Below are 25,195 nucleotides of genomic sequence, written 5' to 3'. Positions count from 1 at the left end.
GTCCTTATGAACCACGCCTCGTCGTAGCGGCGGAGTCCTTAAAACGGCGGCTGTGGGTGGGGTTTGCGCTTGGCTCGATGGGCACGATCATGGCCTGTGGCCATGACTTCCCGCGAAACAGCGCCGTTCGGGGCGGTCGCAAAACTCGCAACGTCGGGGCAGTGCCCCGACAAGCTTGTTGCTCAAGCAATTGCTCCCTTGAATCCCCGAACAACGCTGTTTCGCGGCGTGCCCATAAGCCGCCAAGCGCAAACCCCACCCACAGCCGCCTGCGTTGAATGGATGCGCGATGGCGTCGTTTCTTCTGCCTGTGTTAGGTGCGGGTTGACAGGTTTCTTCGGGCGCGGCGGCTGGGCTTATGAGCTTATGAGCTTATGAGCGTCTTATTGTGTGGGTGTCGACCATTGTGAACTCGGTCGCATCGTCGTTGTAGTCCCAGCGCTCTACGATGCAGTGGCGGGACATGCCATTAAAGCCGTGGCGAATCAAATTTACAGAGTTGTTGGAATCGTGCCGAATGCGTCCGGACACGGCGGTGCCGGCCTGGATGGCCCAGACCGGTTGGGCCAGGCCCGGAAGATGGTCATGCAGGGCGCGAATGAAAGGTCGGTGGATGTGGCCGCCCAGGATGAGATCGACGCCGGCTTCGGCCCACTTGCTGATGGCGCGCTGGTGGCCGCGCAGGAGGTGCTCCTGGTCGATAGCGTGGGTGACGTGCACGGGTTGGTGGGTTACGACTATGCGTAGTTGTTGATCGCTGGCCTGCCGCAGGCGCTGGGCGACGCGTTCGATTTGTCGGGCCGAGACTTCGCCTTCGATATGCCGATAGCGGCGCGTTGTTCGTACGCCGATGGCCAATAGGTCCGGGCTTTCATGTATGGGCTCGAGGTCGGAGCCGAAGATGCGTTTGTAGCGGGAGTAGGGGCGCAGTATACGGGTGGCAAGGTCGAACAGCGGGATGTCGTGGTTGCCGGCGATGACAAGGCGGGCAGGGGCGGCAAGCCGGTCCATGAAGGAACCCGCCGCTGTGAATTCCGCCCTTCGTGCGCGTTGTGTGATGTCGCCGGACAGGATCACCAAATTGGGCTGCTGCGCTTGCGCCAGGCGTTCCAGGGCTTTGACGACAGGCGGGCGTTCAGTGCCGAAATGCGGGTCCGAAATATGTAGCACTACCTTCATGCCGTGCCACCACGCTTGATCAACAGCAGGCGCTCCGGCGCTACGCGGAACTCCAGTGGCGCATGCAGCCAGACAATCTCGCCATCAATGGCGACCTTGATGCGATGCTTGCGTGGCGGCTTATTAGAGCCGCGCATCCCTCGCCATAAGCCCAGCGGGACGACGGTCAGATTTCGGAAGCTGAAGCCGGTGACGTTGTCGGCGTCGGCCAGCTTTCCCAGTGCGCCTCGCGCAGCTAGCCAGAGCATGGCCATGGTTCCGACGGGATTCACCGCGATGGCTGCAAGCTGGCCTTGCTTTACCGACTCGGCTTGTGGCATGCCGACTTGTTCCAGTTGCAGGCGATTATTGCCAATAAATAGTGTCGTGGTTCGAAGATGCATACGCTGGCCATTTTGTTCCAGTGCGATCTCCAGGTATCGATGCTGGCCGAACGCCGTGACAAGAGCAGACCATAGGGCCACGGCACGGCTGCGGCCATAGCGCTGCTTGAATTGCTCGCGATCCTCAAGCAGCTCCGGATACAAGCCCACGCTGGCGTTGACCAGAAAGACCCGGTCGTTCACCAGGCCCACCTGTACCGACAAGGGCTGGCCCTCCAATAAGTCCTGCAAAGCCGCCACTATGTCTTCAGGGATGCCATGGGTACGACCAAAATAATTGAACGTACCTTGAGGGATGGCGCCGAACAGGCAACCGCTGGCAAGTGCGGCGCTTGCCACCGCATTGATCGTCCCGTCTCCGCCCACAGCCACCACGGCACCGCCTTGTTCCTTGGCCGCGTCGGCTGCTTTTTGGATCGTTGCATCCAGATCCGCGACGTTTTCGATGATGAATATATGGTGGCTGCGTCCCGCCAAACGCATCGCGGATGCTATAGCCTCGCAGGCCGCGTCCAGATTGGGGCGCCCTGAACCACCGTTGATGACGAAAAACAGTGGTGGTGCAACTGCGTGTGGGGTGGGTTCCATAGGATCCGTTAGATGACCGCGCGATGCAATTGCTTATGGTAGTTTCCCGGACGCCGCACCGCAAACGGCGATGATTCCCAGCCTTCCCCTACGCTCACAATCCCACCTATCTCAGCAGCCACCTTTGTCGATTGACGCGGCTTGTTTTATCAGAGCGGTTCGCACAATTGTGCCCGGAATAATCTCGTGTGAGACTCATCCAAACAATTCTAGATAACCATTTCATCGTTCATTGGACTACAATGAGAATAAGTTTTGAATGGGACGGAAGCAAGAGCGATACGTGCTATCAGCAGCGTGGATTCGATTTCGCTTATGCAAGCCGTGTGTTCGATGACCTTGGCAAGATCATTGTTGAAGACCGAAGGTGGGGCTACCGTGAGCGCCGTTATCAGGTTCTAGGAAGGATCGAAGGAAGACTTTTCATCATCGTATACACGATTAGGCCTGGCCGGATCCGGATCATCTCCGCCAGAAAGGCAAATTATCGAGAGGTAAAGGCTTATGAAACAGGGCTTTATGAACCGCCCGAAGGGCCGCATCGATGCGGCGCGGGTAGACGCTACTTCGGAAGATGACATTCGTCGCCAAGCCGGGGAGGACGAACTTCTTGCGCTCCGGGACGTCGCAGAGTTCACCCGAAATGTGCGGCGGCGCTTGGGTTTGACCCAGAAGGAATTTGCGCGTCGCATTCATGTATCGCTGGATACCATACGCAACTGGGAGCAGGGTCGACGATATCCCACGGGCGCTGCCAAAGCGCTCCTTATCATTCTGGACAAAGCCCCCGAAGTCGGTCTGAGCGCGCTTCGATAAGCTTCATTATTGAAATCTTCCAGTAACCCAGAGGCGACCGCCCCGACCAGTGCTGTTGGCCCGGGCAGTCATGGCCAACGGCCATGACCGTGTGCGTCAAGCCGGGCACAGCCTCCGCCACAGCCGCCGCTGTTTCTTAAGAACACGACCCACAGTAATCCCACATTTAAAGAGCCAGCCAACAAACCCAAGCATGCAATAACCGCTCACCATTCATCGGGAAAACACTGATCATTCCCCGTTCGCCTCCTCGCTACACTGCCTTCATGCCACACCCCCGGCATCGCGCTCCGAGCAGCAAGCCCAGTTATCCGCTTACCCGTCCAACAGATCATATAAAGGGCAGCATAACCATGAAGCGACTTAGCAAAACCCTGATCGCAACCCTGGCAGCCAGCGTACTGTGCCTATCCGGCATCGCCCAGGCCCGCGACCTTACCATTGCGCTGCGCTCTGAGCCCAGTTCCATGGACCCTCAGTTTCACTCCCTGACGCCCAATACCCAGTTGTCCGAAACCCTGTTCGATCCATTGGTGCGCACGGACGGCACCGCCAAGCCCGTGCCATCCCTGGCTGAATCATGGACGGTCGACGGCAATGTCTGGACCTTCAAGCTGCGGCCCGGTGTCAAATTTTCTGATGGTTCGGACTTTACCGCCCAGGATGTCCTCTTTACCTACGATCGGGTTCCAAAAGTGCCCAACAGCCCGTCTTCCTACTCGCTATACCTGAGTACGGTCGACAAGGTCGAGGCGCCCGATCCCATGACGGTGGTCATCACGACCAAAGGGCCGTCCCCGGTCTTGCTGGCCAATCTGTCCATGGTTCCCATCATGTCGCACAAGGCGGCATCCGGCCCGGCACCCGAGGGCAAGACCACCGTCGAGCTTAACCGCGGCGATGGCCTGGTGGGCACCGGCCCCTATAAATTCGTGTCGTGGAAGCGGGGCGCCGAGATCATCTTCGAGCGCAACGAGCACTACTGGGGCGAGAAGCCGGCCTGGGACAAGGTTACCTATCGGCCTATTTCGAACTCTGCCGCGCGGGTGGCCGCCTTGCTGGCGGGTGATGTCGACGTAATTGAAGATCCCTCCACCGATGACCTGCCGCAGCTGAAGAAGGACGACAGGCTTTATGTGCAGGAAACGCCATCGGTGCGGGTCATTTATCTGGCGCTTAATCAGGGCGACGAAGTGCCGCCCGGCATGACGGGCACGGATGGCAAGAATCCGCTGACGGACCCGCGCGTGCGCAAGGCGCTGTCGTTGGCCATCGACCGTAAGGCCATTGTCGAGCGTGTGATGGACGGGGTCGGTCTGCCCGCCGGCAACTTGCTGGCCTTTCCGGCTTTTGGCACGTCCGAGAAGTATTCGAAGGTGGCGCCGGCCGATCCCGAGCAGGCCAAGAAGCTGCTGGCCGAGGCGGGGTACCCCGATGGCTTCAGCCTGTCGTTGGGCTCGCCCGATGGCCGCTACACCAACGACAAGCGCATTGCGCAGGTGGTTGCCGCCATGTGGGCTCGCATCGGCGTGAAGACCGATGTGCAGACCATGGCGCCGCCCGTTTTCTTCAAGCAGCGCAACGCCTACGCGTTCAGCACCTATTTGGCCGGGTGGGCTGCCAGCTCTGGCGAGATGCTTAACCCGCTGACCTCGCTGGTGGTAACCAAGGACTCGACCAAGGGTCTGGGTACGACCAACTGGAGCAAATACTCCAACCCGGAGATGGACAAGCTGGTGCAGGAAGCCTCGCAAACCCTGGATGACGACAAGCGTGCGCAACTGTTGCAACAGGCCGGCGCCATGGTCATGGACGATTACGGCATCTTGCCATTGCAGTTCGAACTCTCGGTGTGGGCGATGAAGAAAGATGTCCGCTATGGCGGCCGCGCCGACCAGATGACGCTGGCGCAAGACATGACGCTGGCAAAATAGCGGGCGGTCGGCCAGGTGTTGTCGGCTATCGTTCGTCGCTTGCTGCAAACCGTGGTGGTGGTGCTGGTGATGTCGGCACTGGTGTTCGCCGGCCTGTATATGGTCGGCGACCCGGTGCTGATGCTGGCCAGCCCCGAGGCTACCGACGCCCAGCGAGAACAGATTCGTCAGGCCCTGGGCCTGCATCTTCCCTTATGGCAGCAATACGGCCTGTTCCTTGCCAAGGCCTTCCAGCTTGATTTTGGCGCCAGCTTCCTGACCGGCGAGTCGGCCATGCGGCTGATTCTCGAACGCATGCCGGCCACGCTGGAACTTGCCACGCTGGCCATGCTGATGTCCGTACTGATAGGCGTGCCGCTGGGCATCTACGCCGGCCTGAGGCCGGACAGCGTGGGCGCGAGGGGCATCATGACGGGCTCGGTGTTGGGTTTCTCGCTACCTAATTTCTGGGTGGGCCTGATGTTGATCATGCTGTTCGCCGTCATGCTGGGCTGGCTGCCGGCGGGCGGGCGGGGGCCGGTGGAGGCTTACGGTCCTATCGAGCTCAGTGTCTTCAACTGGGAGGGCTTCAAAAGCCTCATCCTTCCGGCCAGCACGATAGCGACCGCCAAATGCGCATTGATCATCCGCGTAACGCGGGCGGCCACGCGTGAATGCCTGCCGCAGGACTACATCAAATTCGCACGCGCCAAGGGGCTGCGCGAAAAGCGCGTGCTGGGCGTGCACCTGTTGAAGAACATCATGATCCCTATCGTCACCATAGGCGGACTGGAGTATGGGCAGGTGTTTGCCTTTGCGGTCGTGACCGAGACGGTCTTCACTTGGCCGGGCATGGGCAAGCTGTTGATCGACTCCATCATTACCCTGGACCGGCCGGTGGTCGTGGCTTATTTGATGCTTACCGTGGTCTTCCTGGCCTTATTGAACTTGATCGTGGACATTGGCTACACCGTGCTGGATCCACGGGTGCGCCTGGAGGGCTCTTCATGAGCGCCGTTGCAGCCCGCGAAAGCCTGTGGCGCGTGTTTGTCGCCCAGTTCATGACCAGTAAGCTGGCCGTCTTCGGTTTGGTGCTGCTGTTCATTTGCCTGGTCATGGCCATCTTTGCGCCATGGTTCGCGCCGCAAAACCCTTTCGATATCGCCACCCTGGACATCATGGACTCCAAGATGCCGCCCGGCAGCACCAATATGGACGGCACGCTGACCTACTGGCTGGGCACCGACGGGCAGGCGCGCGATATCTTTTCGGCCATCCTGTACGGCCTGCGGATCAGCTTGTTCGTGGGCTTTGTATCGGTGACGGCTGCCTTCATCATCGGGACGGCGGTGGGGCTGATATCTGCGTACTTTGGCGGACGCGTCGATGCCTTGCTCATGCGCATTGTGGATATCCAGTTATCGTTCCCCTCCATCCTGGTTGCCTTGATTTTGCTGGCGGTGCTGGGCAAAGGCGTGGACAAGGTCATTTACGCGCTGATCGCCGTGCAATGGGCCTACTTCGCCCGGGCGGCGCGGGGCGCTGCCATCGTCGAGCGCAATCGCGAGTATGTCGAGGCGGCCCGCTGCATGTCGCTGTCATGGCATCGCATTTTGTGGCGCCATATTTTTCCGAACTGCATTCCGCCGCTGATGGTGATCGCCACCATCGACCTGGCGCATGCGATTGCCCTGGAGGCAACGCTGTCTTTCCTGGGGGTGGGAGTGCCGGTAACCGAGCCCTCTCTGGGGATGCTGATTTCCAATGGCTTCGAGTTTCTATTGTCGGGGAACTACTGGATCTCATTCTTTCCGGGCATTGCGCTGGCCTTGGTAGTCGTTGCCATTAACCTGGTGGGCGACCACTTGCGCGACATCCTTAACCCGCGCAACGAGATCTAGCAGGCAGCCATGACAACTTACACGTCGCATGAGCCAGTGGACGCCCCAGCCGAATACAGCCAGGGCGCTGAACTGCTGCTCGACGTGCAGGATTTGCGCACCTGGTTCCATACGCGCCAGGGCGTGGTCAAAGCCGTGGACGGGGTGTCGCTGCAGTTGCGGCAGGGCGAGATACTTGGGTTGGTCGGCGAATCCGGCTCCGGCAAGAGCATTACCGGCTTCTCCTTGATGGGCCTGGTGGACCATCCCGGTCGCATACAGGCCGGCCGCCTGCGCTTCAATGGGCTGGATCTGCAGCAGTTGTCGGCGGAGCATTACCGGCAACTTCGCGGTCGCGACATGGCGATGATCTTTCAAGATCCCATGATGACGCTCAATCCCACCCTGCGCGTGGACACGCAGATGATCGAAGCCGTGCAGGCGCATCGAAAGGTGTCGCGGGGGGTGGCTCGCGAGCGGGCGATCCAGGTATTGGGGATGGTGGGCATACCGTCGCCGCAGGAGCGGCTGCTGGTTTATCCGCACCAGTTGTCGGGCGGTATGCGACAGCGCATCGCCATAGCCATCGCCTTGCTGAATGAACCCAAGCTAGTTATTGCGGACGAACCGACCACGGCGCTGGATGTGACCATACAAGGCCAGATACTGTACGAAGTACAGAAGTTGTGCCGCGAGTCTGGCGTCGCCCTGATCTGGATCACGCACGATCTGGCCATTGTCTCGGGCCTGGCCGACCGGCTGGCCGTGATGTATGCCGGTCGCATTGTCGAGACAGGGAACGCGGGCGATATCATCGGCGGGGCGCAGCACCCGTATACGCAGGGCCTGATCGCCTCCATACCTTCCATTCATACCCGGGGCCAACCCTTGTTCCAGATTCCTGGCGCCACGCCTTCCTTGCTGAATTTGCCCGAAGGCTGTCCGTTTCGAACCCGCTGCAGGCGCGCAACGGCGCAGTGCGAACAAAGCCCCGCCCTGGAAAAAGTAGGCCCGGACCACTGGGTCAGTTGCTGGCATAAGGGTGTGCAGGCATGACGACGCAAGCCAGCCTGCCCATTCTGGCGCTGCGAGATGTGCAGCGCCATTATCGTCAGCCCGTCGGGCTGCTGGACCGGGTGACCGGTTTGCTTTCCAGGCAACATAAGCCGCGCGTCGTTCAAGCCGTGGCCGGGGTCGACCTGGACATCATGCCCGGTGAGGTAGTCGGTATCGTGGGCGAGTCGGGTTGCGGCAAGACCACCCTGGGCCGCATGCTTAGCGGTATTTTGCCGCCCAGTGGCGGGTCGGTGTTGTATCAAGGGCAGGCCGTCACAGGCCTGTCAGCAGCGCGGCGCCGCGAGTACGAGCTGGCAGTGCAGATGATCTTCCAGGATCCCTATTCCTCTTTGAACCCGCGCATGCGTATCGTCGACATCATCGGTGAAGGCGCGGTGGTGCATGGGCTGACCACGCGTGCGGGCAAGGAAGCCTATGTGGCCGAGCTGATGCGCAAGGTGGGTCTGGACCCAGCCTATCGCTATCGTTATCCGCATCAGTTTTCGGGCGGCCAGCGGCAGCGCATCGGGATCGCCCGCGCGCTGGCCGTAAAGCCCGCCGTCATCGTATGTGACGAAGCGGTGGCGGCCCTGGATGTGTCCATACAGGCGCAGGTATTGAACCTGTTCATGCAGCTGCAGCGCGAGTACGATCTGACCTATTTGTTCATCAGCCACAACCTGGGCGTGGTCAGCCATATTTCGGATCGAGTCGCCATCATGTATTTGGGCCGCATAGTCGAGATCGCCGGCACGGATGCGATATTCAGTCGCGCCCAGCACCCGTATACCCGGGCGCTAATAAAAGAGTTGCCACAACTGCGCACCGATAGACGCCACTTCGATCCCATACGCGGCGAACTTCCTTCGCCGCTGGACCCACCCACCGGTTGCGCGTTTCATCCGCGTTGCCCATACGCCATGAAGCGCTGCGAGGTGGAACGGCCTTTGCTGCAAGCCATAAACAATGATACGCGCCACCGTAGCGCCTGCCATCTGCTAGAGGAGACACCATGAAGTTCGCCGACGACGAGTTCGATCCGTATGTCCTTACCTTGCCGACCGCCAGCGCCATACCCCTGATTTGCGATTCTCCGCATAGCGGTACGATTTATCCTGCCGATTTCCAATCGTGCCTGCCCACGTCGCTGCTTCGTTCCGGGGAAGACACTTATGTGGAAAGCTTGTGGGAAGCGCTGCCCTCGCTGGGAGCCACCTTATTGGCGGCCAATTTTCCGCGCACCTACATTGATCCGAACCGGGATGTGGACGACATCGACCCCAACATCCTGGCCGAGCCCTGGACGACGACGCTGCACCCAACCGAGAAGTCGCGTCTGGGGCATGGCCTGATATGGCATTTGGCGCGCAGGCAGCCCATTTACGACCGCAAGCTGTGGGTGGCCGAGGTTGAGAACCGCATCGGCAGCTATTACCAGCCCTATCACGATGCACTGCGGCTACATGTCGAGGCTGCGCATGAGCGTTTCGGTGTGGTGTGGCATCTGAACTTGCACTCCATGCCTTCCGACTCATACGAAATGCTGGAGATCCCGACCGACAAGCCCCTGGCTGATTTCGTGCTCGGTGATCGGGACGGCACGACTTGCGATCCGACCCTGGTCGGCATCATCGAGGACTTTCTGGTGGCGCGGGGCTACACCGTAACGCGCAACGACCCCTTCAAGGGTGTCGCACTGATCGCTCACATGGGCAGGCCGGACGAGAATCGCCACAGCCTGCAGATCGAGGTCAATCGACGCCTGTACATGGACGAGGAAACCTACGAGAAGTCCGAGAACTTCGGCAACCTGCAACGCGACCTGGCCGAGCTAAGTGTGGTGGTGGCTGACTTCGTGCGGTCTTTGCTTTAGGCCAGTTCGGCCCCGATCAGGCTATAGCGCTCGGATTGCCCCGGGCGCTCCAGTACCTGCCAGCGCACCTCGGTGGCATGGATGTGGATGTCCGCTGTGGCCAAGGTGTTTTCATTGTCGCTGTCGTCAGGCTCGCTGCGAAAAATCGGAAACGCCTTGTTTTGCTGATCCGCCAGGATGGCGAGCGGATCCGTATCGCTGCCATTAAGCATGGCATCGCCTCGTTCCTGGCGGTGCCGGGACGAGTCGGTAATGACCTGAGGCAGATCACGCATGGCCGGATGGATGCAATGGTTGGCATGCAGGCTGGGCTGCTGTATGGGCAGCACCGATACGCCGTGGGCACTGAATTCCACGCTAAGCAGATCGTCGCGTCCGCGCTGTGCCACGGTCAGGTGGAAGCCGCCGGCACGGGGCGCATCGTTAAGCACTGCGAGCGCTGCGTCCAGATCGGCTTGATCCAGCAAGGCACGCGTCAGCACCATCCGGGGTACGCCGCCGGATATCTGCCGTGAACGTAAATTATTGACAGTGATCGCCAAGCCCTGCGCCGTCACCGCGAACGTGTGGCCGGGTATCGAGGCGGGGTATAAAAAGGATGCGAATCGCGGGCCGCGGTCGGGCCGGAACAGCCCCAAGCCACAGTAGCCTGCGAAACCGGGATCGCCATCCTCGTTGTGGGTGATGCGCAGGCTCTGGGTTGAGGGCAGTTGCACGGTCGTGCACCCGTCGGGCGACATGGACCACAAGTCGCCTCGGCAATTCCACAAGAAGACATCTTCAAAGGGCAGGTCCAGGCCCACAGCCAGGCCTTGTAGTTCCTCGTGGATGGCGGGAAAGCTTTCTTTTACCGCGGACAGCATTTGTTTGGCGGTATCGGTATTGCGAAAGGCAGTGACGCTGCGCCAGGCCGGCGAGGCAGTCAGATGCCTGTGCGCTGCTTCGGCGCCAAACCGGCCCATGGCCAGGCCCATTTGCCGGGGTGAGCCCGACAACTCTATCAATGACAGCATGCGTACTCGTAACCTCAGGTGTTCACATAAGCACCGGTTTGATGCAATTGGGTTTCAGCGCGTTCCAGGCCGGCGATGGCTTGTTTGCCGGCCTTGGCCAGCAGTTGTTCCACCAGTATCTCGACCAGCGCGACGGCGGCGGCGCTGGAGGGAAAGAAAGAAGGCGTGCCGGTGGCAAACACCAGCACCGCATCGGCTTTAAGCGCGATCGGAGCCACAATACTATCGCAGATCGCCAATACCTTGGCACCGGCGTCGTGGGCAGCCTGGGAAACGCGCAGGGCTTCCTGCGAATACGGGGCAAAGCTGGTGACCACCACGACGTCACGCTTGCCGATGGCGCGCAATTCCAGCTCCAGGCCCCCGGCGTCGCCACGCAACAGCGATACGCTGGAGCGAAACAGCCGGTACAGATAGTGCAGGGTGTAGGCGGGGGCGAAGGAAGCCCGAAAGCCTGCTACGTAGACATGCCCAGCCTTGGCCAACAGTTGTACGGCGCCGGGCAGGCGGGTGGCGTTAAGCCGCTCCAGCAAGCGGACGTTGTCGGCATGCATGGCAATGGCACGGCCCAGGACGTCAGCTTGGCGCTTGTTGCGGACCAGTTCGCGCGCCTGCTCGGTATAGCGCCGCGGCGACTGTTGTAAAGAGCGCACAAAGATCTGTCTAAGCTCGTCCCAGCCCTGATACCCCAGCGACTTGGCCAGTCGAACCAGCGTGGCTGGCTGTACGCCGGCCTGCCGCGAGATGCTGCGCATGGAGGTCACAGGCACTTCCGCAGGGAAATCCAACAAATATCGCGCGGCAATCTGGAACTGGGGCGACAGCTGCGCGAAGTCGTGTTGTATGCGGTCTATCAGGTCGTCGAGCGTGTTCGGGGGCATAACGGCCTCTTGATTTATTCGTTTCATCAGCTATCATACAAGAAACATTTGTTGAATCTCAAGCGGGCCTATCGCCATGACACACGTCTTTCACCGCAACCCCAAGCAACAGCTGGACTTCGCCGTCAGGGGCGAGGGCATACGGCTGTACGATCAAAACAACAAGGGCTATATCGACGCCTCCGGCGGGGCGGCCGTGTCATGCCTGGGCCATGGCCACCCGGATGTCATCCGTGCCATCAAGACGCAACTGGATGCCGTCGCCTACGCCCATTCGTCGTTCTTTACCACGCAAGTCACCGAAGACCTGGCCGACTTCCTCGCACAGCGTGCGCCGGGCGATCTGGACCATGTCTACTTCGTGTCGGGCGGCTCCGAGGCCGTCGAAGCAGCGCTGAAACTGGCCCGCCAGTATTTTGTTGAAATAGGGCAGGACACGCGGCGGCACTTCATTGCTCGTCGGCAAAGCTACCACGGCAACACGCTGGGGGCCTTGGCCATAGGCGGCAACGCCTGGCGGCGTGCACCGTTTCTTCCTTTGCTGGTGCCGGCGCACCACGTGGCCCCTTGCTATCCGTATCGCGATCAATTGGCCGGCGAAACCGAAGAGCAGTACGCCGAGCGCCTCGCGCAAGAGCTCGAAAGCAAAATCCAGGAACTGGGCCCCGAAAACGTGGCAGCCTTTGTGGCTGAAACAGTGGTGGGTGCAACGGCCGGGGCCCTCGCACCGGTTAAGACGTATCTGCAGCGTATCCGCCAGGTATGCGATCGCTACGGCGTGCTGCTGATCCTGGATGAGGTCATGTCGGGCATGGGGCGTACCGGCCATTTGTTTGCCTGCGCCGAAGACGGCATTGCGCCAGACATCCTGACTATCGCGAAGGGCCTGGGCGCCGGTTATCAGCCCATCGGGGCGATGATCGCCAGCAGCAAGGTCTACAACGCCATCCTGGCCGGTAGCGGCTTCTTCCAGCACGGTCATACCTACATGGGTCATGCGACGGCAAGTGCGGCGGCCCTGGCCGTGCAGCAGGTCATCGAGCGGGACCACCTTCTGGACAATGTGTTGGCTCGCGGTGAACAGTTACGCAGCGAGCTGCGCGATGTCTTTGCGAACCACCCCAATGTGGGCGATGTGCGCGGACGCGGCCTGTTTGTGGGCGTGGAGTTCGTGCAAGACAAGGCCAGCAAAGCCACGCTGGACCCGTCCCTGAAAACGCATGCCAAGCTTAAGAAGCAAGCCATGCAGAACGGCCTGATGATGTACCCCATGGGCGGCACCATAGACGGCGTGCATGGCGACCACGTGCTGTTGGCCCCGCCATTCATTTGCACGCCCGACGACATCAGCGAAATCGTCAACACTTTTGCCGCGACGGTTAATCAAATACTACCGGCGTAGGCTCCACCTCTTTTAGAAGGATATCCATGGCACGTTTACCTTATGCCGATCTGACGCATCCCGAGGTCAGCCCACTGGTCGAGCAGATCGTTGCAGAACGCGGCAGCGTGCTGCATCTGTACCAGATGCTGTTGCAAAGCCCGCCTGTGGCGCGCGGCTGGCTTAGTCATCTGACGGGCATCCGTCACCATAGTTCGTTGCCCGGCGACCTGCGTGAAATGGTGATCATGCGGATCGCCATCCTGAACCGTGCGCCTTACGAGGCCGATCAGCATGCGCCCATTGCGCTGAAGGAAGGCATGACACAGGAACAACTGGACGCCTTGCCCGAGTGGGAGTCATCCAGCCTGTTCAGCGATAAAGAGCGCGCTGTGCTGGCCTACACCGACGCCATGACGCGCGATGTGCAGGTGGCCGACGACATCTTCAATAGCGTCAAGCCACACTTCGAGCCGCGCCACTTGGTGGAGTTGACGGCCACGATTGCCACTTACAACATGGTGTCGCGATTCCTGGAAGCCCTGCAGATCCACAGCGACGACGAAAGAAAGTCCTAGGTCGTCAGGCCTTACGGCCGCGCCTGCCGGCCCCACTGCACATCGGGCTGTCCTGCCGCGCGGTTAAGCGCGCGGGCCAGCACGAAGCACAAGTCAGACAGGCGGTTCAGGTACTGCCTGACGGGCTCGTTGACGGCTCCGGTCGAGTCGGGGGCGGGGGTCTCGTCATTATTTAATGCCACCACGGCGCGTTCGGCCCGGCGGCATATGGTGCGGGCTACATGAGCCAGCGCGGCGGCCCGGGTACCGCCCGGCAAGATAAATTCTTCCAGTTTGCCCAACTCGGCGTTGTGCTCGGCCAGGGCTTGCTCAAGAAACAGCACATGTTCGTGCTTCAGCGCCACGTGGCCCGGTATGCAAAGCTCGGCGCCCATATCAAACAAATCGTTTTGCACCTGCTCCAGCACCGCGTCGATCTGGGCCGGTAGCGTTTCGGTACGCAGCAAACCCAACATGCTGTTCAGTTCGTCCACATCGCCCAGTGCCGCGATGCGAGGCGCGTCTTTGGGCACACGGCTGCCGTCGCCCAGGCCAGTCGTGCCCTGGTCGCCGGTACGGGTTGTGATGACGGATAAGCGGGTGGCCATGTCGGTGCCTGAACGTAGTAATGGGTTTGGCGTTATGCTGGGCGGGTATTCAACAGGAGTGTAGCTTATGGGGTATTCACATCAACGATGGCGCCAGGCTATTGCGGCTGCCATGGCCATCAGCTCGTTCTATGCTGTCAATGCGGTGGCGCAAGAAGGCAGCGCGTCCGGTGAAGTGCGGCGGGTCGACGCGGCCGCCGGCAAGATAACCATCAAGCATGGCGAAATCTCGACCTTGCAGCTACCGGCCATGACGCTGGTCTACCACGCCGAGCCGGCGCTCCTGGCCGACATCAAGCCCGGGGACAAGGTCAAGTTCACTGCCCGCCGAGAAGGCGGGCAGTATGTGGTGATAGCCATCAGCAAGTAGGGTGCGGCGCGCGGCCTTAAAGTACGTAGCGCGCAAGGTCCTGGCTGCCGGCGACTTCCTGAAGCTTGTCATTGACGTATTGGGCGTCGATCACCACGGTCTGGCTGCTGCTTGCCGTAGCCTCGAAAGACAGATCTTCCAGCAGCTTTTCCATGACGGTGTACAGGCGGCGCGCGCCTATGTTCTCGGTGCGTTCATTGACATCGAAGGCCAGCTCGGCCAGGCGGCGTATGCCTTCGTCAGTGAAGTCCAGCGTGACATCCTCCGTACCAAGCAAGGCATGGTATTGCTTGGTCAGCGAGGCGTCGGTGTCGCACAGTATCCGTACGAAATCGTCCGCGGTCAGTGAGTCCAGTTCTACGCGTATCGGAAAGCGCCCTTGCAGCTCGGGTATGAGGTCCGACGGTCGCGACAGGTGGAAAGCGCCCGATGCAATAAACAAAATGTGGTCGGTGCGTACCACGCCGTATTTGGTGTTGACGGTGGTGCCCTCGACCAGCGGCAGCAGGTCGCGTTGCACGCCTTGGCGCGATACGTCGCTGCCCGTGGCTTCCTGCCGTGTGGCGATCTTGTCGATTTCATCCAGGAAGACAATGCCGTTCTGTTCGGCGTTGGCAACAGCGGTGCTGCGCAGCTCTTCCTCGTTAACCCGGCGCGAGGCTTCTTCCTCGACCAATAGCTTGAAGGCTTCCTTTACGGGCATTTTGCGGGGTTTCTTTTTGTCGCGTCCCAGGCCGGCGAACATGCCCTTGAGCTGTTCGGTCATTTCTTCCATGCCAGGGGGCGCCATGATCTCCATCTGCGGCATGGTCTGGGCCACTTCGATTTCGATCTGCATATCGTCCAGCTTGCCCTCGCGCAAGCGCTTGCGGAAGGTCTGGCGGGCGTTGTTTTCTTCGCGTTCGGGCTCGCCCTGGGCGTTGCGGGCCGGGGACACCAGGACGTCAAGTATGCGGTCTTCGGCTGCGTCTTCAGCTTGTGTACGGACACGGCGCATTTCGACGTCGCGGGTCTGCTTGACCGAGATCTCGACCAGGTCGCGAATAATGGTGTCCACGTCGCGGCCAACGTAGCCGACCTCCGTGAACTTGGTTGCCTCAATCTTGATGAAGGGCGCATTGGCCAGCTTGGCCAGTCGACGCGCAATCTCGGTCTTGCCCACACCGGTGGGGCCTATCATCAGGATATTCTTGGGTACGATCTCGGTGCGCAGCGGCTCGGCCACTTGCTGGCGGCGCCAGCGGTTGCGCAAGGCGACCGCCACAGAGCGCTTGGCGCGGTTCTGCCCGACAATATTCTTGTCGAGCTCGGAGACGATCTCTCCGGGAGTCATGTTAATGGCTGACATAATGGATAGTGCCTAGAGTGTTTCGACGATGTGACTTTGGTTCGTGTAGATGCATAGGTCGCCGGCGATCTCCAGCGATTTCTTCGCGATGTCGGCGGGAGACAGCTGGGTGTTTTGCAACAGGGCCAGTGCGGCCGATTGTGCGTAGGCGCCACCCGAACCGATGGCCGCCAGCCCGTTCTCGGGCTCCAGTACGTCGCCATTGCCAGTCAATACCAAAGTGTGGTCCTTGTCGGCGACGATCAGCATGGCTTCGAGCCGACGCAGCACCCGGTCGGTGCGCCAGTCTTTGGTCAGCTCTACTGCAGCGCGCATCAGGTTGCCCTGATGCTTCTCGAGCTTGGCTTCGAAGCGTTCCTGCAGCGTGAAGGCGTCGGCGGTTGCGCCGGCGAACCCTGCAAGGATCTTGTCGTGATAGAGGCGGCGAATTTTACGCGCCGTCCCTTTGATGATGATGTTGCCTAGTGTGACTTGGCCGTCTCCGCCCAGAGCGACGTCGTTGCCGCGGCGCACACAGATAATAGTCGTAGCGTGAAATTGTTCCATGAGACCTTCCTTAGAAAGTATCAGGTGGGGGCACCTTTCCGATCTTTCAAGAGACCCACGCTACACAGGCAGCCTCCATGCCGAGCGGCCAGAGACTGCCTTCAGGGCAACTGCTTTTTAATCGCCGTAGAGCTTTTGTCGCATTTCGCGGCGCTCTTGCGCCTCGAGCGACAGGGTAGCCGTGGGACGGGCCAACAGACGGGGTACGCCGATGGGTTCGCCGGTTTCTTCGCACCAGCCATACTCGCCTGCGTCGATACGGGTAATGGCTTGCTGGACTTTTTTCAGCAGCTTGCGCTCGCGGTCCCGCGTGCGCAATTCCAGCGCATGCTCTTCTTCGATCGTGGCACGGTCGGCGGGATCCGGTACAAACTGCGTTTCGCGCAGGTTCTCGGTGGTAGCGTCGGCATTGTTCAGGATTTCTTGCTCGAGTTCCTTCAAGCGGTTTCTGAAAAACGCCAGCTGATCATGATTCATGTAATCGGATTCTGGCATTGCCAACAGCTCTTTCTCCGTTAGCAAATGACTCTGATTCTTAGCGGCGGCTGATTTGCTTGCCATGATGTATCCTCTTTTTGTAGTGTTGGTGCTACGAACCAGCGTTGCGGTGTTGCCTGTTTTACGCCCCGCCGGCCGTTATCAGACCAAGCATTGTTCCAGACCCCTGGTGAAAATTTCCTGGGGAAGTTTACGTCCAATGAAGACCATTTTGGTATTAGGCTTTTCGCCCGATAGCCAAGGCTTGCCGGGCTCCGCGCCCATCATCATGTGCACGCCCTGAAAGAGCATGCGGCGATTGATCCCTTTCAAATACAAAATACCCTTGTAACGAAGCAGGTCGGGTCCATAGACCTGCACGATACCGCCCAGAAATTCTTCCAGCCGCTCTGGGTCAAAGGCCTTGTTCGATCGGAACACGAATGCCCCGATTTCATCGTTGTGATGTGCATGATGGTGATGCTCGTGCCCGCAGTGGGCGCCGCACTCGCCTTCGTGCTCGTGTTCGTGATCATGCCCGTGACCGTGGCCATGGTCGTGATCGTGTGCATCGGGGTGCTGATCAGCCAGGAAGGCCGGGTCTATGTCCAGGATGGTATTCAGGTTGAAGCCGCTGATATCCAAAAGGGACTTGATGTCCGCCTCGCCGAAGTGCACCGCCGTGATCGTCGCACGCGGGTTGATCCGCACAATTCGTGCCCGCAAGGCATCGTAATCGGCATCGTTGACCAGATCTTTCTTGGAAATGAGGATGCGGTCGGCAAAGCCGATTTGCTTTTGCGATTCTTCCTGATTGTCCAGGGTTTCCATGCCGTGCTTGGCGTCGACCACTGTAATGACGGCGTCCAGGCGGTAGTAATCGGCGATTTCGTCGTCCATGAAGAACGTCTGGCACACCGGCCCCGGGTTGGCCATGCCGGTGGTTTCGATAATTACGCGCTCGAAGTTCAGCTCGCCCGCCTGGCGCTTGACGCGCAGTTCGTTAAGCGTGCGCATCAGGTCGCCGCGTATGGTGCAGCAGACACAACCGTTACTGAGCTCGACGATTTCTTCGTCGCTTTCTTGGACCAGCAATTCGTTGTCTATGCTTTCGGGCCCGAACTCGTTTTCAATGACCGCAATTCGCCGTCCGTGATACTCGGTCAGTATGCGCTTGAGCAGGGTGGTTTTCCCGGCGCCCAGGAAACCGGTAAGTATGGTTACCGGTACCATTTTGTTGGTGTCAGTAGCGGCTTTCATTGTATGCCTCGTGTCGCGCGACCCGAATACAAGTAAAGTACCGACGATTCAGTAACTTGCGGCTAATTCACGTATTCGCACCGCGCAGAAAAAACTTAACGGCAGATTACATCACAGCATACGCTTTAGAGCAAACATACGCTTAACATGTGTGTGGTCGGCAGTGGCCGCACAGTGCCCGAAGTTCGGTTTCGTGGCCGGTAAGAGCAAAGCCGGCGTCCGCAACCTTGTCTGCCAGTTGGCGGTTCAGTGCAGGATCGCTTAGTTCGGCGACTGCACCGCACTTTGTGCACACGACCAGCAGATCGTGGGGCGTGCCCCCCGCGTCCATGCAGGCAGTCCAGGCGTTGATGGCGTCCAACCGATGGACCAGCCCCACATCCACCAAAAAATCCAGCGCCCTATATACCGTGGGAGGCGCCGCACCGGGCTGCTCTGCGCGTATCAAGTCCAGCAATTCGTAGGCCTTGACGCTACGGTGCTGAATGAGGAGGATCTCCAGCACCTTGCGTCGTATGGGCGTCAGCCGCTTGCCGCGTTCAGCGCAAAGCGCATCCGCGGTGCGCAGGGTCGCCGCAATGGCCGGCCGGGAACGGTGCAGAGTGGGGGTGGACATAGCTATGTTATAACATAACCTTTGCGTTCCAGCCTGTAGCGCTATTACCGTTCTTATGCACGACTCTTCGCCTTCTGCCGCTTCTGAGCCTTCCCGACGCTATCGTGGCTCTGCGCTGCTGGCTTCCAGCGGCCGGCGCGTAGCCTGCGTCATGCTCGCGGTCGTTTTTCTGTGGCTGCTGACAGCCTGGGCGATGCAATGATGCCCAAGGACAAACAATGAGCAACGCTGTCATAGAGTTGGATCAGGTATGCCTGGGATGGCGCGACCGTGTCGCTGTACGCGACGTCACGGGCTCCTTCGAGCGTGGCTCGCTGACTGCTATCGTCGGACCTAATGGTGCCGGCAAGTCGACCTTGATCAAGGGAATCATGGGTTTGGTCAGCCCCGTGCGGGGCCGGATCCGCCTTGGCCGCGAAGCGTCAGAGCAGATGGCCTGCCTGCCGCAACTGGGTGAGTTGGACCGCAGTTTCCCGGTCACGACCTACGACCTGGTGGCCATGGGTGCCTGGAAGCGGACGGGCGCCTGGAAGGGCTACGGCGATGCAGAGCACGACAGGGTGCACGCGGCCCTTGCGCGCGTCGGCCTGGCCGATTTCGGGCCGCGCATTATCGGCACGCTATCTGGCGGCCAGTTGCAGCGGGCCTTGTTCGCACGACTGATGTTGCACGATGCCAGTACCTTGTTGTTGGACGAACCCTTTGCCGCAGTAGACCGGCATACCACTGAAGAGCTGATGGCTTTGCTGGAGAACTGGCATGGCGAGGGCCGTACGGTCATCGCCGTCCTGCACGACCTGGATATGGTCCGCAGCCACTTTCCGCAAACCTTGCTGATGGCGGGGCAGGCGGTTGCCTGGGGACCGACCGAGCAGGTGCTGACGAATGAGAATCTGCACCTGGCCCGTCACCTATGCGCAGGAGACTACCTGTAATGTGGATACTGGAGTGGCTGCTAGGCCCCTTTATCGACTACGGCTTCATGCGCCGCGCCCTGGCGGGGTCCTTTGCCTTGGCTTTTGCCGCAGGCCCCATGGGCGTGTTCCTGATACTAAGGCGCATGAGCCTGATGGGCGATGCGATGGCACACGCCATTTTGCCCGGTGTCGCGGTAGGTTTCCTGACCGCCGGCCTGTCCTTGACCGCCATGACGCTAGGCGGCATGATTACCGGCCTGATCGTGGCCATGCTGGCTGGCGCCGTTGCTCGCCTCACCCCGCAACGTGAAGACGCAAGCTTTGCCGCCTTCTACCTGGTGTCCTTGGGCCTGGGCGTGCTGCTGGTGTCGCTGCGTGGCTCGAATATGGATCTGATCCATGTGTTGTTCGGCACCGTGCTGGGTCTGGACGATGCTGCCCTGCTGTTGGTTACCGCAGCGTCCAGCGTGACGCTGCTGGTGCTGGCCTTGATCTTCCGACCCTTGATACTGGAGTGTCTGGATCCCCTGTTCCTGCGCAGTCAGGGCGCCGCCGGGCCGTATATCCACATGGCGTTTCTGGTATTGCTGGTATTGACCCTGGTAGCGGGTTTCCAGGTATTGGGAACCTTGATGGTCGTGGGCATCATGATGTTGCCGGCCGCCGCAGCGCGATTTTGGGTAGGCACGGCCGGACGACAGATGGTGCTGGCCGCCGCCATAGGCAGTTTGTCGTCTTATGCTGGTTTGCTTTTTTCGTATTACGCCAATGTACCCGCTTCACCGGCAATCATTCTTTCGGCAGGATGTTTGTACTTTCTGTCGATATTCCTGGGCCGCAAGGAGGCCTGTTGCAGGCAGCGCGACAGTCTCGTGCCCGCCGCCAACGGCTATCCCGTATTTCGGAGCATATTTAATGTCCAGCCCACCTATCGCCCGAGTCGTGCCCTTGTTACGCCGCCGGTTTGTTCTTCTGGCCGTCACGGCGCTGTGCACCTTAACCGCTCCTGGTTTTGCGGCAGCACCGCGCAGCGCCACCGCGGTCGTGAATGTGGTCGCCAGTTTTTCCATACTTGGTGACATGGTGCGCGAGATCGGGGCCGACCGGGTGCAGGTCACGACCCTGGTGGGACGCAACGCAGATCCCCATTCGTACGAACCCACGCCCGAGGATGTGCAGGCGCTGACCCGAGCTCAGCTGCTGGTCAGCAATGGCTTGGGTTTCGAAGCCTGGATACCCAGGCTCGTTGAATCGTCGGGTTTTGCCGGTACGCAGATGGAGGCCTCGCGGGGCGTCCAGGTGCGACACCTGCAGCAGGGCGAAGTCCTGGATGCTGGCCGCAAGGAATCGCGTCCGGCTCATGGCCAAGCCGGACACGATCATGAGCACGATCATGATGACCACTCCGTCGGCAGCGTCGATCCCCATGCATGGCAGGACCTGTCCAACGGCATGATCTATGCCCGGAACATTGCCCAGGCTCTGGCACATGTGCAGCCGGCCGACTCGGCTTACTTCAGACAACGCGCCACCAACTATATCGAGAAGATGAAGAAGCTGGATGCCGAGGTGAAGCAAGCGCTTGCCGCTGTGCCGGAAGAGAAGCGCACGGTCATTACTTCACATGATGCCTTTGGTTATTTCCAGCAAGCTTACGGCATACGGTTTATTTCGATTGCCGGCGTTTCCAACGAGGCCGAACCTTCCGCGCAAGAGCTCGCGGCCATCATCGACCAAGCCCGTAAGCAGAAGGTCGCGGGTGTGTTCGTCGAACGCAGTACGAACCCCAAGCTGGCGCAGCAGATCGCCCGAGAGACCGGCTCTAAAGTTGGCGGCACCTTGTATTCGGATGCCTTGGGCAAGGCGGATGAGCCTGCAGGCAATTACCTGGGCATGTTCAGCTGGAACGCCGGACGACTGGTTTACGTGCTGGGGCAGTGATCAGCTTTTTCGGCCGGCGCGCGGATGCGCCTGGTCGTAGGCCTGCGCAAGATGCTGGAAATCCAGCCGCGTATAGATCTGCGTAGTCGAAATATTGGCGTGGCCCAGCAGCTCTTGCACCGCGCGCAAATCTTGCGCCGACTGCAGCATGTGGCTGGCAAAACTATGGCGCAGGCTGTGCGGGTGCACGTGGACCGGCAGGCCGACCTTTAGCGCCAGCTTGTTCAATTGCAATTGCACCACCCGAGGCGAAATCCGTTTGCCTCGCGTCCCGACGAACAATGCCGCACTGGCGTCTGTATCGGGCTGGGCATTCAGCAACTCGTGCCGTACGGCCAACCACCGCTCGATGGCTGCGATGGCTTTGCCGCCTAGCGGCACGCTGCGCGTCTTGTTGCCCTTGCCCCGCACGGTGGCTTCCTGCTCTTTAAGCTGGATCCAGCTTTGCGATTCGTAGCCGTCGTGACGCGTGTAGCGCCAATCGAGGCTGATCAGCTCTGCCAGACGCAGCCCGCTGGAATAAAGCACTTCGAACATGGCCTGATCGCGCAGGTCGACAGTGCTGGTGGCGGTAGGCAACCCCGGTTGATCCAGCAGCACCTGCGCTTGTTCCACCGACAAGGCCTTGGGCAGGCTGCGCGGCGCCTTGGGTGCCCGCACGCCCGCCACGGGGTTGGCGTCCATGCCCGCTGCCGGTGCCCACCACTGGAAGAATCCGCGCCAGGCCGCCAGAGCTCGGGCCAGGCTGCGTGGCTTCAAGCCCTGGGCATGCAGACGTCCGATGGCGTGTCGGATATGGCTTTCGGTGTAGTCGGCCAGCGATGCCTGATCATGGCATTGGACGAGGTGCTGCAGATCCTGCCGGTAGCCCGCCAGTGTGTGCGGCGAGTAGCGTCGGTTGGCCTCCAGATGGCCCAGCCATTGCTCCATCGGTTCGGGCAGCGCATGCATGGCGGCTGGCTACGCGTAGTCGTCTTGGTCGCCTGTGGCGCGCAGGCGCAACAGACTGGCACTGGCCAACTGATTGATGGTGTCCAGAAAGGCGGTTCCCATGTCGGCGGTGAAGCGGTCAGGGTCGTCCGACCCCAGCACGAGCAGGCCTATGGGCTCGCTGCTGCCTTGCGGGCGCAGCGCAATAAGGGCCAACGATGCCGGGGGCGTGCCCAGCCAACTGGCAGCTTCCTGGTCGGCAAGCGGGCCGCAGTAAGGCGTAGTGAGTTCGCGCGCATACGCCCGGATGGCATCGCTGACATCTTCGTTGAACTCGCTGTCGACCAGTTTGGGCAAATCCCATACGCGCAGGGCGATGGTGGGCAGGTCGAACAGATCGCCAAGGCTGCGTACGATGTGCGCCGGAATCTGGCTGGAGTCGTGTTCGGCCAACATGCGACAACACCAGCCGGTTAGCGTTTTACTGATGCGCTCGTTGCCGCTGGCATTGTGCACCAGGCCGGAGAGCTTCCATTCCAGGTCTTTGGTGCGGGCGCGCAGCGTCATGATTTGGCGCTCGCCCAGCGAAATGGCTCGGGTTTCGTTGGGATGCGGGACGCGCAAATTCGAGAATACGTCGGCATGATCCTGGAAGAACGAGGGGTTGTCCTGCAGGAACTGGGCAACGTCTTCGGCGGAGAGGCTATCTGTATTCATGGCGTCAGGGGGTCCTTGGTAGTGAGCTGTTCTGTAAGTGCGTCGATGTCGATCTGTCCGGCAAACACGGTGACTGCCGGCCCGCTCATGATGACACGCTGGCCGTCCCAGGCGATGCCCAGCGGACCGCCGCGGGTATGCACCAGCACAGGGCTGTCGAGCAGGCCGCGGCGAATGCCGGCGACGGCTGCAGCGCAAGCGCCGGTGCCGCAAGCCAGCGTTTCGCCCACGCCGCGCTCGAAGACGCGCAATTGTATGGTGTGGCGGTCGCTAATCTGCATGAAGCCGGCGTTGACGCGCTGCTTGAAGCGCGGGTGCGATTCGATGATGGGGCCGATCTGCGCCACGGGCGCGGTATCGATGTCGTCGACGATCTGGACGGCGTGGGGGTTGGAGACGGCCACCAGAGACAGCGCGATGTTGCCGTGTCCGGGAATGGGCAGCAGCCATAGGGTATCTGTGCCCTGGGTCGTGGATTCCAGGCCGTCGGTGTCGAAGTGCACGTCTTTGGGGTCGAAGTGGGTAGGACCCATGTCGACGGAGACGTTGCCGTCAGGGGTGCTGTCCAGGGTAAGCAGGCCGGTGCTGATTTCTGCGCGCAAGGGGTTACGGTGCGACAGGCCTTGTTCGTGGACGAATTTGACGAAGCAGCGCGCCCCGTTGCCGCAATGCTCGACTTCGCTGCCGTCGGCGTTGAAGATGCGGTAACGGAAGTCGGCTTCGGGGTGGGAGGGGTTTTCGACGAGCAGTATCTGGTCTGCGCCGACACCGAAGTGCCGGTCGGCGAGGGCGCGGGCGCGCTCGGGGGTAACGTGCAGGGACTGACGGACGCCGTCGAGGACGACGAAGTCATTGCCGGCGCCGTGCATTTTTACGAAGTTCCAGATCATTTAAGGGATTATCGCGGATTCTGATGGCTTTGTGGGGATCTGGCCACGTGCCTGTTGGGTATGGACGGTGATTGGCTGACTTCGTTCTAAACCCGGCCTGGGGTGGCGTTTCACTGTTGTTTTTCTAAACCCGGCCCGAGGTGGGTGGGGCTGGCTGGGCTCGACGGTCACGACCCCGGCTTGCGCCGGGGCAAACCTTGCGTCAGCGCCACGGCGGGGCGCCTGCGGAACTCGCAACGTCGGGGCAGTGCCCCGACAAGCGCGTTGCTCGGTCAGCCGCAGGCTTGCCTCCCCGCCGCGACACTGCCACAAGGCGTGCCCTAAAGCCGCCCAGCCAGCCCCACCCACCCCAGGCCTGGCCGCTTGATCGGCACTCTGGCTTTGTGAATGAAGTGCCGGGCGGCGTTCGTGGCCGGTTTAGGGGTATTCCCGTCTGGCGTGTAGGACGCTGATGACCTCGATATCGGTAGGCGTGATTCTGTAAATGACTATGTAGTTGGGGTGCACCACGATCTCGCGGGTGCCTGAGAGGCGTCCGGGTCGGCCTAGGTATGGATACACGGCTATTTGTAGTATGGAGGCTTGTATACGGCTTTTGAGATCTCTTGCTGCTTGCAGGTTGCGGTCGGCAATGTAGGTGATGATCTCGGCCAAGTCATCGAAGGCGGTAGAACGCCAGGAGATTTTAAGCACGCCTCAGCCACGTAGATGTGAGCCGGTCCTGATGGTGGATACGTTTTATTCGTGGTTTGGCGTCTCTTTCTGCGCCTTCTCAATAATGGCGTCCATACGCGCCATGACCTGGTCATGTGGAATGCTGGGACGTGGATCGGCCAGGCTGGCTTGGACCTTCGCGCGCAGCCAGCGATCGTGGCTGGCCGCTTGTTCTTCGGTGTTGAATTCCGAAACGATCGGAGAGAGGGCAATGCTCATGGCTAAAGCTCCTTGTCTATGGTCTCAGTATAAGACAAAGATATATATTCGCCGACCCAGACTGGACATTTCTACGCGGCCAGAATTGAACAATCGTCCATGTGTCCGCAACCATTCAAAGT

Annotated in this window: 28 protein-coding genes and 1 pseudogene; 14 read left to right on the top strand and 15 right to left on the bottom strand. The window is 60.3% G+C overall.

What is annotated here, in order from left to right:
* Positions 1-372: 372 nt before the first annotated feature.
* Positions 373-1,179 carry a metallophosphoesterase family protein gene (locus tag CKA81_RS12425; RefSeq protein WP_128355543.1) on the bottom strand — a complete coding sequence of 269 codons (807 nt, stop codon included), beginning with the start codon at positions 1,177-1,179 and terminating at the stop codon, positions 373-375.
* Positions 1,176-2,150, bottom strand: coding sequence for a diacylglycerol/lipid kinase family protein (locus CKA81_RS12420; protein ID WP_128355542.1), 975 nt, complete (start codon positions 2,148-2,150; stop codon positions 1,176-1,178). Before CKA81_RS12420 ends, CKA81_RS12425 begins: the two co-directional genes overlap by 4 nt.
* Positions 2,151-2,392: 242 nt before the next feature.
* On the opposite strand from CKA81_RS12420, the gene CKA81_RS12415 reads away from it, so the two are divergent.
* The 8 genes from CKA81_RS12415 to CKA81_RS12380 all read left to right on the top strand — a co-directional run bounded on the left by CKA81_RS12415 (position 2,393) and on the right by CKA81_RS12380 (position 9,688).
* On the top strand, positions 2,393-2,728 hold the full coding sequence (locus tag CKA81_RS12415) for a BrnT family toxin (protein ID WP_228255855.1): 336 nt from the start codon (positions 2,393-2,395) through the stop codon (positions 2,726-2,728).
* Positions 2,655-2,966 (top strand): helix-turn-helix domain-containing protein, encoded by a 312-nt coding sequence (locus tag CKA81_RS12410; protein WP_128355541.1) that lies wholly within the window; start codon positions 2,655-2,657, stop codon positions 2,964-2,966. Before CKA81_RS12415 ends, CKA81_RS12410 begins: the two co-directional genes overlap by 74 nt.
* A gap of 353 nt (positions 2,967-3,319) precedes the next feature.
* Complete coding sequence (locus CKA81_RS12405) at positions 3,320-4,900, top strand: ABC transporter substrate-binding protein (RefSeq protein WP_128355540.1); 1,581 nt, start codon at positions 3,320-3,322, stop codon at positions 4,898-4,900.
* Positions 4,901-4,915: 15 nt separating this feature from the next.
* A complete protein-coding gene (locus tag CKA81_RS12400; RefSeq protein ID WP_128355539.1) occupies positions 4,916-5,890 on the top strand; it encodes an ABC transporter permease in 975 nt (324 codons plus the stop codon).
* Positions 5,887-6,780 (top strand): ABC transporter permease, encoded by an 894-nt coding sequence (locus CKA81_RS12395; protein ID WP_128355538.1) that lies wholly within the window; start codon positions 5,887-5,889, stop codon positions 6,778-6,780. The genes CKA81_RS12400 and CKA81_RS12395 overlap by 4 nt, the downstream gene beginning before the upstream one ends.
* Before the next feature lie 9 nt (positions 6,781-6,789).
* Entirely contained in the window at positions 6,790-7,815 is a 1,026-nt protein-coding gene (locus CKA81_RS12390; protein WP_128355537.1) for an ABC transporter ATP-binding protein, read from the top strand.
* The gene (locus tag CKA81_RS12385) at positions 7,812-8,831 is read left to right on the top strand and encodes an ABC transporter ATP-binding protein (protein ID WP_128355536.1); all 1,020 of its coding nucleotides are present in this window, start codon (positions 7,812-7,814) and stop codon (positions 8,829-8,831) included. Before CKA81_RS12390 ends, CKA81_RS12385 begins: the two co-directional genes overlap by 4 nt.
* The gene (locus tag CKA81_RS12380) at positions 8,828-9,688 is read left to right on the top strand and encodes an N-formylglutamate amidohydrolase (RefSeq protein ID WP_128355535.1); all 861 of its coding nucleotides are present in this window, start codon (positions 8,828-8,830) and stop codon (positions 9,686-9,688) included. Before CKA81_RS12385 ends, CKA81_RS12380 begins: the two co-directional genes overlap by 4 nt.
* On the opposite strand, the gene CKA81_RS12375 is transcribed toward CKA81_RS12380, so the two are convergent.
* Positions 9,685-10,701, bottom strand: a complete 1,017-nt coding sequence (locus CKA81_RS12375; protein WP_128355534.1) for a C45 family autoproteolytic acyltransferase/hydolase — start codon at positions 10,699-10,701, stop codon at positions 9,685-9,687. The genes CKA81_RS12380 and CKA81_RS12375 overlap by 4 nt on opposite strands.
* A 14-nt stretch (positions 10,702-10,715) precedes the next feature.
* Positions 10,716-11,582, bottom strand: coding sequence for a MurR/RpiR family transcriptional regulator (locus CKA81_RS12370; RefSeq protein WP_128355533.1), 867 nt, complete (start codon positions 11,580-11,582; stop codon positions 10,716-10,718).
* Between the two features lie 76 nt (positions 11,583-11,658).
* Here CKA81_RS12370 and CKA81_RS12365 point away from each other — a divergent pair, with 76 nt between their 5' ends.
* Positions 11,659-12,984: an aspartate aminotransferase family protein gene (locus tag CKA81_RS12365; protein WP_128355532.1), complete on the top strand. Its 1,326-nt coding sequence runs from the start codon at positions 11,659-11,661 to the stop codon at positions 12,982-12,984.
* 26 nt (positions 12,985-13,010) lie between these two features.
* Positions 13,011-13,541: a carboxymuconolactone decarboxylase family protein gene (locus CKA81_RS12360; protein WP_128355531.1), complete on the top strand. Its 531-nt coding sequence runs from the start codon at positions 13,011-13,013 to the stop codon at positions 13,539-13,541.
* A gap of 11 nt (positions 13,542-13,552) precedes the next feature.
* Here the strand turns inward: CKA81_RS12360 and CKA81_RS12355 are convergent, their stop codons facing one another.
* Complete coding sequence (locus CKA81_RS12355) at positions 13,553-14,128, bottom strand: cob(I)yrinic acid a,c-diamide adenosyltransferase (protein ID WP_128355530.1); 576 nt, start codon at positions 14,126-14,128, stop codon at positions 13,553-13,555.
* Positions 14,129-14,195: 67 nt separating this feature from the next.
* On the opposite strand from CKA81_RS12355, the gene CKA81_RS12350 reads away from it, so the two are divergent.
* Positions 14,196-14,498 carry a copper-binding protein gene (locus tag CKA81_RS12350; protein WP_128355529.1) on the top strand — a complete coding sequence of 101 codons (303 nt, stop codon included), beginning with the start codon at positions 14,196-14,198 and terminating at the stop codon, positions 14,496-14,498.
* 16 nt (positions 14,499-14,514) lie between these two features.
* Here CKA81_RS12350 and hslU read toward each other — a convergent pair whose 3' ends face one another.
* The 5 genes from hslU to CKA81_RS12325 all read right to left on the bottom strand — a co-directional run bounded on the left by hslU (position 14,515) and on the right by CKA81_RS12325 (position 18,745).
* A complete protein-coding gene (gene hslU, locus CKA81_RS12345) occupies positions 14,515-15,846 on the bottom strand; it encodes an ATP-dependent protease ATPase subunit HslU (protein ID WP_128355528.1) in 1,332 nt (443 codons plus the stop codon).
* Between the two features lie 12 nt (positions 15,847-15,858).
* Positions 15,859-16,392 carry an ATP-dependent protease subunit HslV gene (gene hslV / locus CKA81_RS12340; RefSeq protein ID WP_128355527.1) on the bottom strand — a complete coding sequence of 178 codons (534 nt, stop codon included), beginning with the start codon at positions 16,390-16,392 and terminating at the stop codon, positions 15,859-15,861.
* A gap of 117 nt (positions 16,393-16,509) precedes the next feature.
* Positions 16,510-16,953 (bottom strand): RNA polymerase-binding protein DksA, encoded by a 444-nt coding sequence (gene dksA, locus CKA81_RS12335; protein WP_128355526.1) that lies wholly within the window; start codon positions 16,951-16,953, stop codon positions 16,510-16,512.
* A 78-nt stretch (positions 16,954-17,031) separates the two neighbouring features.
* Positions 17,032-18,129 (bottom strand): CobW family GTP-binding protein, encoded by a 1,098-nt coding sequence (locus CKA81_RS12330; RefSeq protein ID WP_128355525.1) that lies wholly within the window; start codon positions 18,127-18,129, stop codon positions 17,032-17,034.
* Between the two features lie 142 nt (positions 18,130-18,271).
* Entirely contained in the window at positions 18,272-18,745 is a 474-nt protein-coding gene (locus CKA81_RS12325) for a Fur family transcriptional regulator (RefSeq protein ID WP_128355524.1), read from the bottom strand.
* A gap of 218 nt (positions 18,746-18,963) precedes the next feature.
* Between CKA81_RS12325 and CKA81_RS12320 the strand changes: the two genes are divergently transcribed.
* From CKA81_RS12320 to CKA81_RS12310, 3 genes and pseudogenes are all read left to right on the top strand, one after another.
* Positions 18,964-19,680 carry a metal ABC transporter ATP-binding protein gene (locus CKA81_RS12320; RefSeq protein ID WP_128355523.1) on the top strand — a complete coding sequence of 239 codons (717 nt, stop codon included), beginning with the start codon at positions 18,964-18,966 and terminating at the stop codon, positions 19,678-19,680.
* Positions 19,680-20,578: pseudogene (locus CKA81_RS12315) on the top strand (metal ABC transporter permease). Before CKA81_RS12320 ends, CKA81_RS12315 begins: the two are co-directional and overlap by 1 nt.
* Before the next feature lie 128 nt (positions 20,579-20,706).
* Positions 20,707-21,603 (top strand): metal ABC transporter solute-binding protein, Zn/Mn family, encoded by an 897-nt coding sequence (locus CKA81_RS12310; RefSeq protein ID WP_228255854.1) that lies wholly within the window; start codon positions 20,707-20,709, stop codon positions 21,601-21,603.
* Here CKA81_RS12310 and xerC read toward each other — a convergent pair whose 3' ends face one another.
* The 5 genes from xerC to relB form a co-directional block, all read right to left on the bottom strand.
* The gene (gene xerC / locus CKA81_RS12305; RefSeq protein ID WP_128355522.1) at positions 21,604-22,554 is read right to left on the bottom strand and encodes a tyrosine recombinase XerC; all 951 of its coding nucleotides are present in this window, start codon (positions 22,552-22,554) and stop codon (positions 21,604-21,606) included.
* 9 nt (positions 22,555-22,563) lie between these two features.
* On the bottom strand, positions 22,564-23,250 hold the full coding sequence (locus CKA81_RS12300) for a DUF484 family protein (RefSeq protein WP_128355521.1): 687 nt from the start codon (positions 23,248-23,250) through the stop codon (positions 22,564-22,566).
* Complete coding sequence (gene dapF, locus CKA81_RS12295; RefSeq protein WP_128355520.1) at positions 23,247-24,140, bottom strand: diaminopimelate epimerase; 894 nt, start codon at positions 24,138-24,140, stop codon at positions 23,247-23,249. The genes CKA81_RS12300 and dapF overlap by 4 nt, the downstream gene beginning before the upstream one ends.
* Positions 24,141-24,557: 417 nt before the next feature.
* Positions 24,558-24,833, bottom strand: coding sequence for a type II toxin-antitoxin system RelE/ParE family toxin (locus tag CKA81_RS12290; protein WP_128355519.1), 276 nt, complete (start codon positions 24,831-24,833; stop codon positions 24,558-24,560).
* A 45-nt stretch (positions 24,834-24,878) separates the two neighbouring features.
* Positions 24,879-25,073, bottom strand: coding sequence for a type II toxin-antitoxin system RelB family antitoxin (relB, locus tag CKA81_RS12285; protein WP_128355518.1), 195 nt, complete (start codon positions 25,071-25,073; stop codon positions 24,879-24,881).
* Between the last annotated feature and the right edge of the window lie 122 nt (positions 25,074-25,195).

This window comes from Pollutimonas thiosulfatoxidans (assembly GCF_004022565.1).
Taxonomy (GTDB): domain Bacteria; phylum Pseudomonadota; class Gammaproteobacteria; order Burkholderiales; family Burkholderiaceae_B; genus Pusillimonas_D; species Pusillimonas_D thiosulfatoxidans.
The sequence above is the reverse complement of the archived record's forward strand: the minus strand, read 5'-3'. Positions and strand labels throughout refer to the sequence as shown.

Excerpts from the sequence above, each read along its gene's own strand:
- CKA81_RS12410 (WP_128355541.1), top strand. The coding sequence starts at position 2,655 with ATGAAACAGGGCTTTATGAACCGCCCGAAGGGCCGCATCGATGCGGCG.
- CKA81_RS12370 (WP_128355533.1), bottom strand. The coding sequence starts at position 11,582 with ATGCCCCCGAACACGCTCGACGACCTGATAGACCGCATACAACACGAC.
- CKA81_RS12360 (WP_128355531.1), top strand. The coding sequence starts at position 13,011 with ATGGCACGTTTACCTTATGCCGATCTGACGCATCCCGAGGTCAGCCCA.
- CKA81_RS12380 (WP_128355535.1), top strand. The coding sequence starts at position 8,828 with ATGAAGTTCGCCGACGACGAGTTCGATCCGTATGTCCTTACCTTGCCG.
- CKA81_RS12350 (WP_128355529.1), top strand. The coding sequence starts at position 14,196 with ATGGGGTATTCACATCAACGATGGCGCCAGGCTATTGCGGCTGCCATG.
- dksA (WP_128355526.1), bottom strand. The coding sequence starts at position 16,953 with ATGGCAAGCAAATCAGCCGCCGCTAAGAATCAGAGTCATTTGCTAACG.
- CKA81_RS12390 (WP_128355537.1), top strand. The coding sequence starts at position 6,790 with ATGACAACTTACACGTCGCATGAGCCAGTGGACGCCCCAGCCGAATAC.
- CKA81_RS12425 (WP_128355543.1), bottom strand. The coding sequence starts at position 1,179 with ATGAAGGTAGTGCTACATATTTCGGACCCGCATTTCGGCACTGAACGC.
- CKA81_RS12385 (WP_128355536.1), top strand. The coding sequence starts at position 7,812 with ATGACGACGCAAGCCAGCCTGCCCATTCTGGCGCTGCGAGATGTGCAG.
- CKA81_RS12420 (WP_128355542.1), bottom strand. The coding sequence starts at position 2,150 with ATGGAACCCACCCCACACGCAGTTGCACCACCACTGTTTTTCGTCATC.
- CKA81_RS12300 (WP_128355521.1), bottom strand. The coding sequence starts at position 23,250 with ATGAATACAGATAGCCTCTCCGCCGAAGACGTTGCCCAGTTCCTGCAG.
- CKA81_RS12395 (WP_128355538.1), top strand. The coding sequence starts at position 5,887 with ATGAGCGCCGTTGCAGCCCGCGAAAGCCTGTGGCGCGTGTTTGTCGCC.
- relB (WP_128355518.1), bottom strand. The coding sequence starts at position 25,073 with ATGAGCATTGCCCTCTCTCCGATCGTTTCGGAATTCAACACCGAAGAA.
- hslU (WP_128355528.1), bottom strand. The coding sequence starts at position 15,846 with ATGTCAGCCATTAACATGACTCCCGGAGAGATCGTCTCCGAGCTCGAC.
- dapF (WP_128355520.1), bottom strand. The coding sequence starts at position 24,140 with ATGATCTGGAACTTCGTAAAAATGCACGGCGCCGGCAATGACTTCGTC.
- CKA81_RS12320 (WP_128355523.1), top strand. The coding sequence starts at position 18,964 with ATGAGCAACGCTGTCATAGAGTTGGATCAGGTATGCCTGGGATGGCGC.
- CKA81_RS12325 (WP_128355524.1), bottom strand. The coding sequence starts at position 18,745 with ATGTCCACCCCCACTCTGCACCGTTCCCGGCCGGCCATTGCGGCGACC.
- xerC (WP_128355522.1), bottom strand. The coding sequence starts at position 22,554 with ATGCATGCGCTGCCCGAACCGATGGAGCAATGGCTGGGCCATCTGGAG.
- CKA81_RS12365 (WP_128355532.1), top strand. The coding sequence starts at position 11,659 with ATGACACACGTCTTTCACCGCAACCCCAAGCAACAGCTGGACTTCGCC.
- CKA81_RS12330 (WP_128355525.1), bottom strand. The coding sequence starts at position 18,129 with ATGAAAGCCGCTACTGACACCAACAAAATGGTACCGGTAACCATACTT.
- CKA81_RS12405 (WP_128355540.1), top strand. The coding sequence starts at position 3,320 with ATGAAGCGACTTAGCAAAACCCTGATCGCAACCCTGGCAGCCAGCGTA.
- CKA81_RS12355 (WP_128355530.1), bottom strand. The coding sequence starts at position 14,128 with ATGGCCACCCGCTTATCCGTCATCACAACCCGTACCGGCGACCAGGGC.
- CKA81_RS12415 (WP_228255855.1), top strand. The coding sequence starts at position 2,393 with ATGAGAATAAGTTTTGAATGGGACGGAAGCAAGAGCGATACGTGCTAT.
- CKA81_RS12375 (WP_128355534.1), bottom strand. The coding sequence starts at position 10,701 with ATGCTGTCATTGATAGAGTTGTCGGGCTCACCCCGGCAAATGGGCCTG.
- hslV (WP_128355527.1), bottom strand. The coding sequence starts at position 16,392 with ATGGAACAATTTCACGCTACGACTATTATCTGTGTGCGCCGCGGCAAC.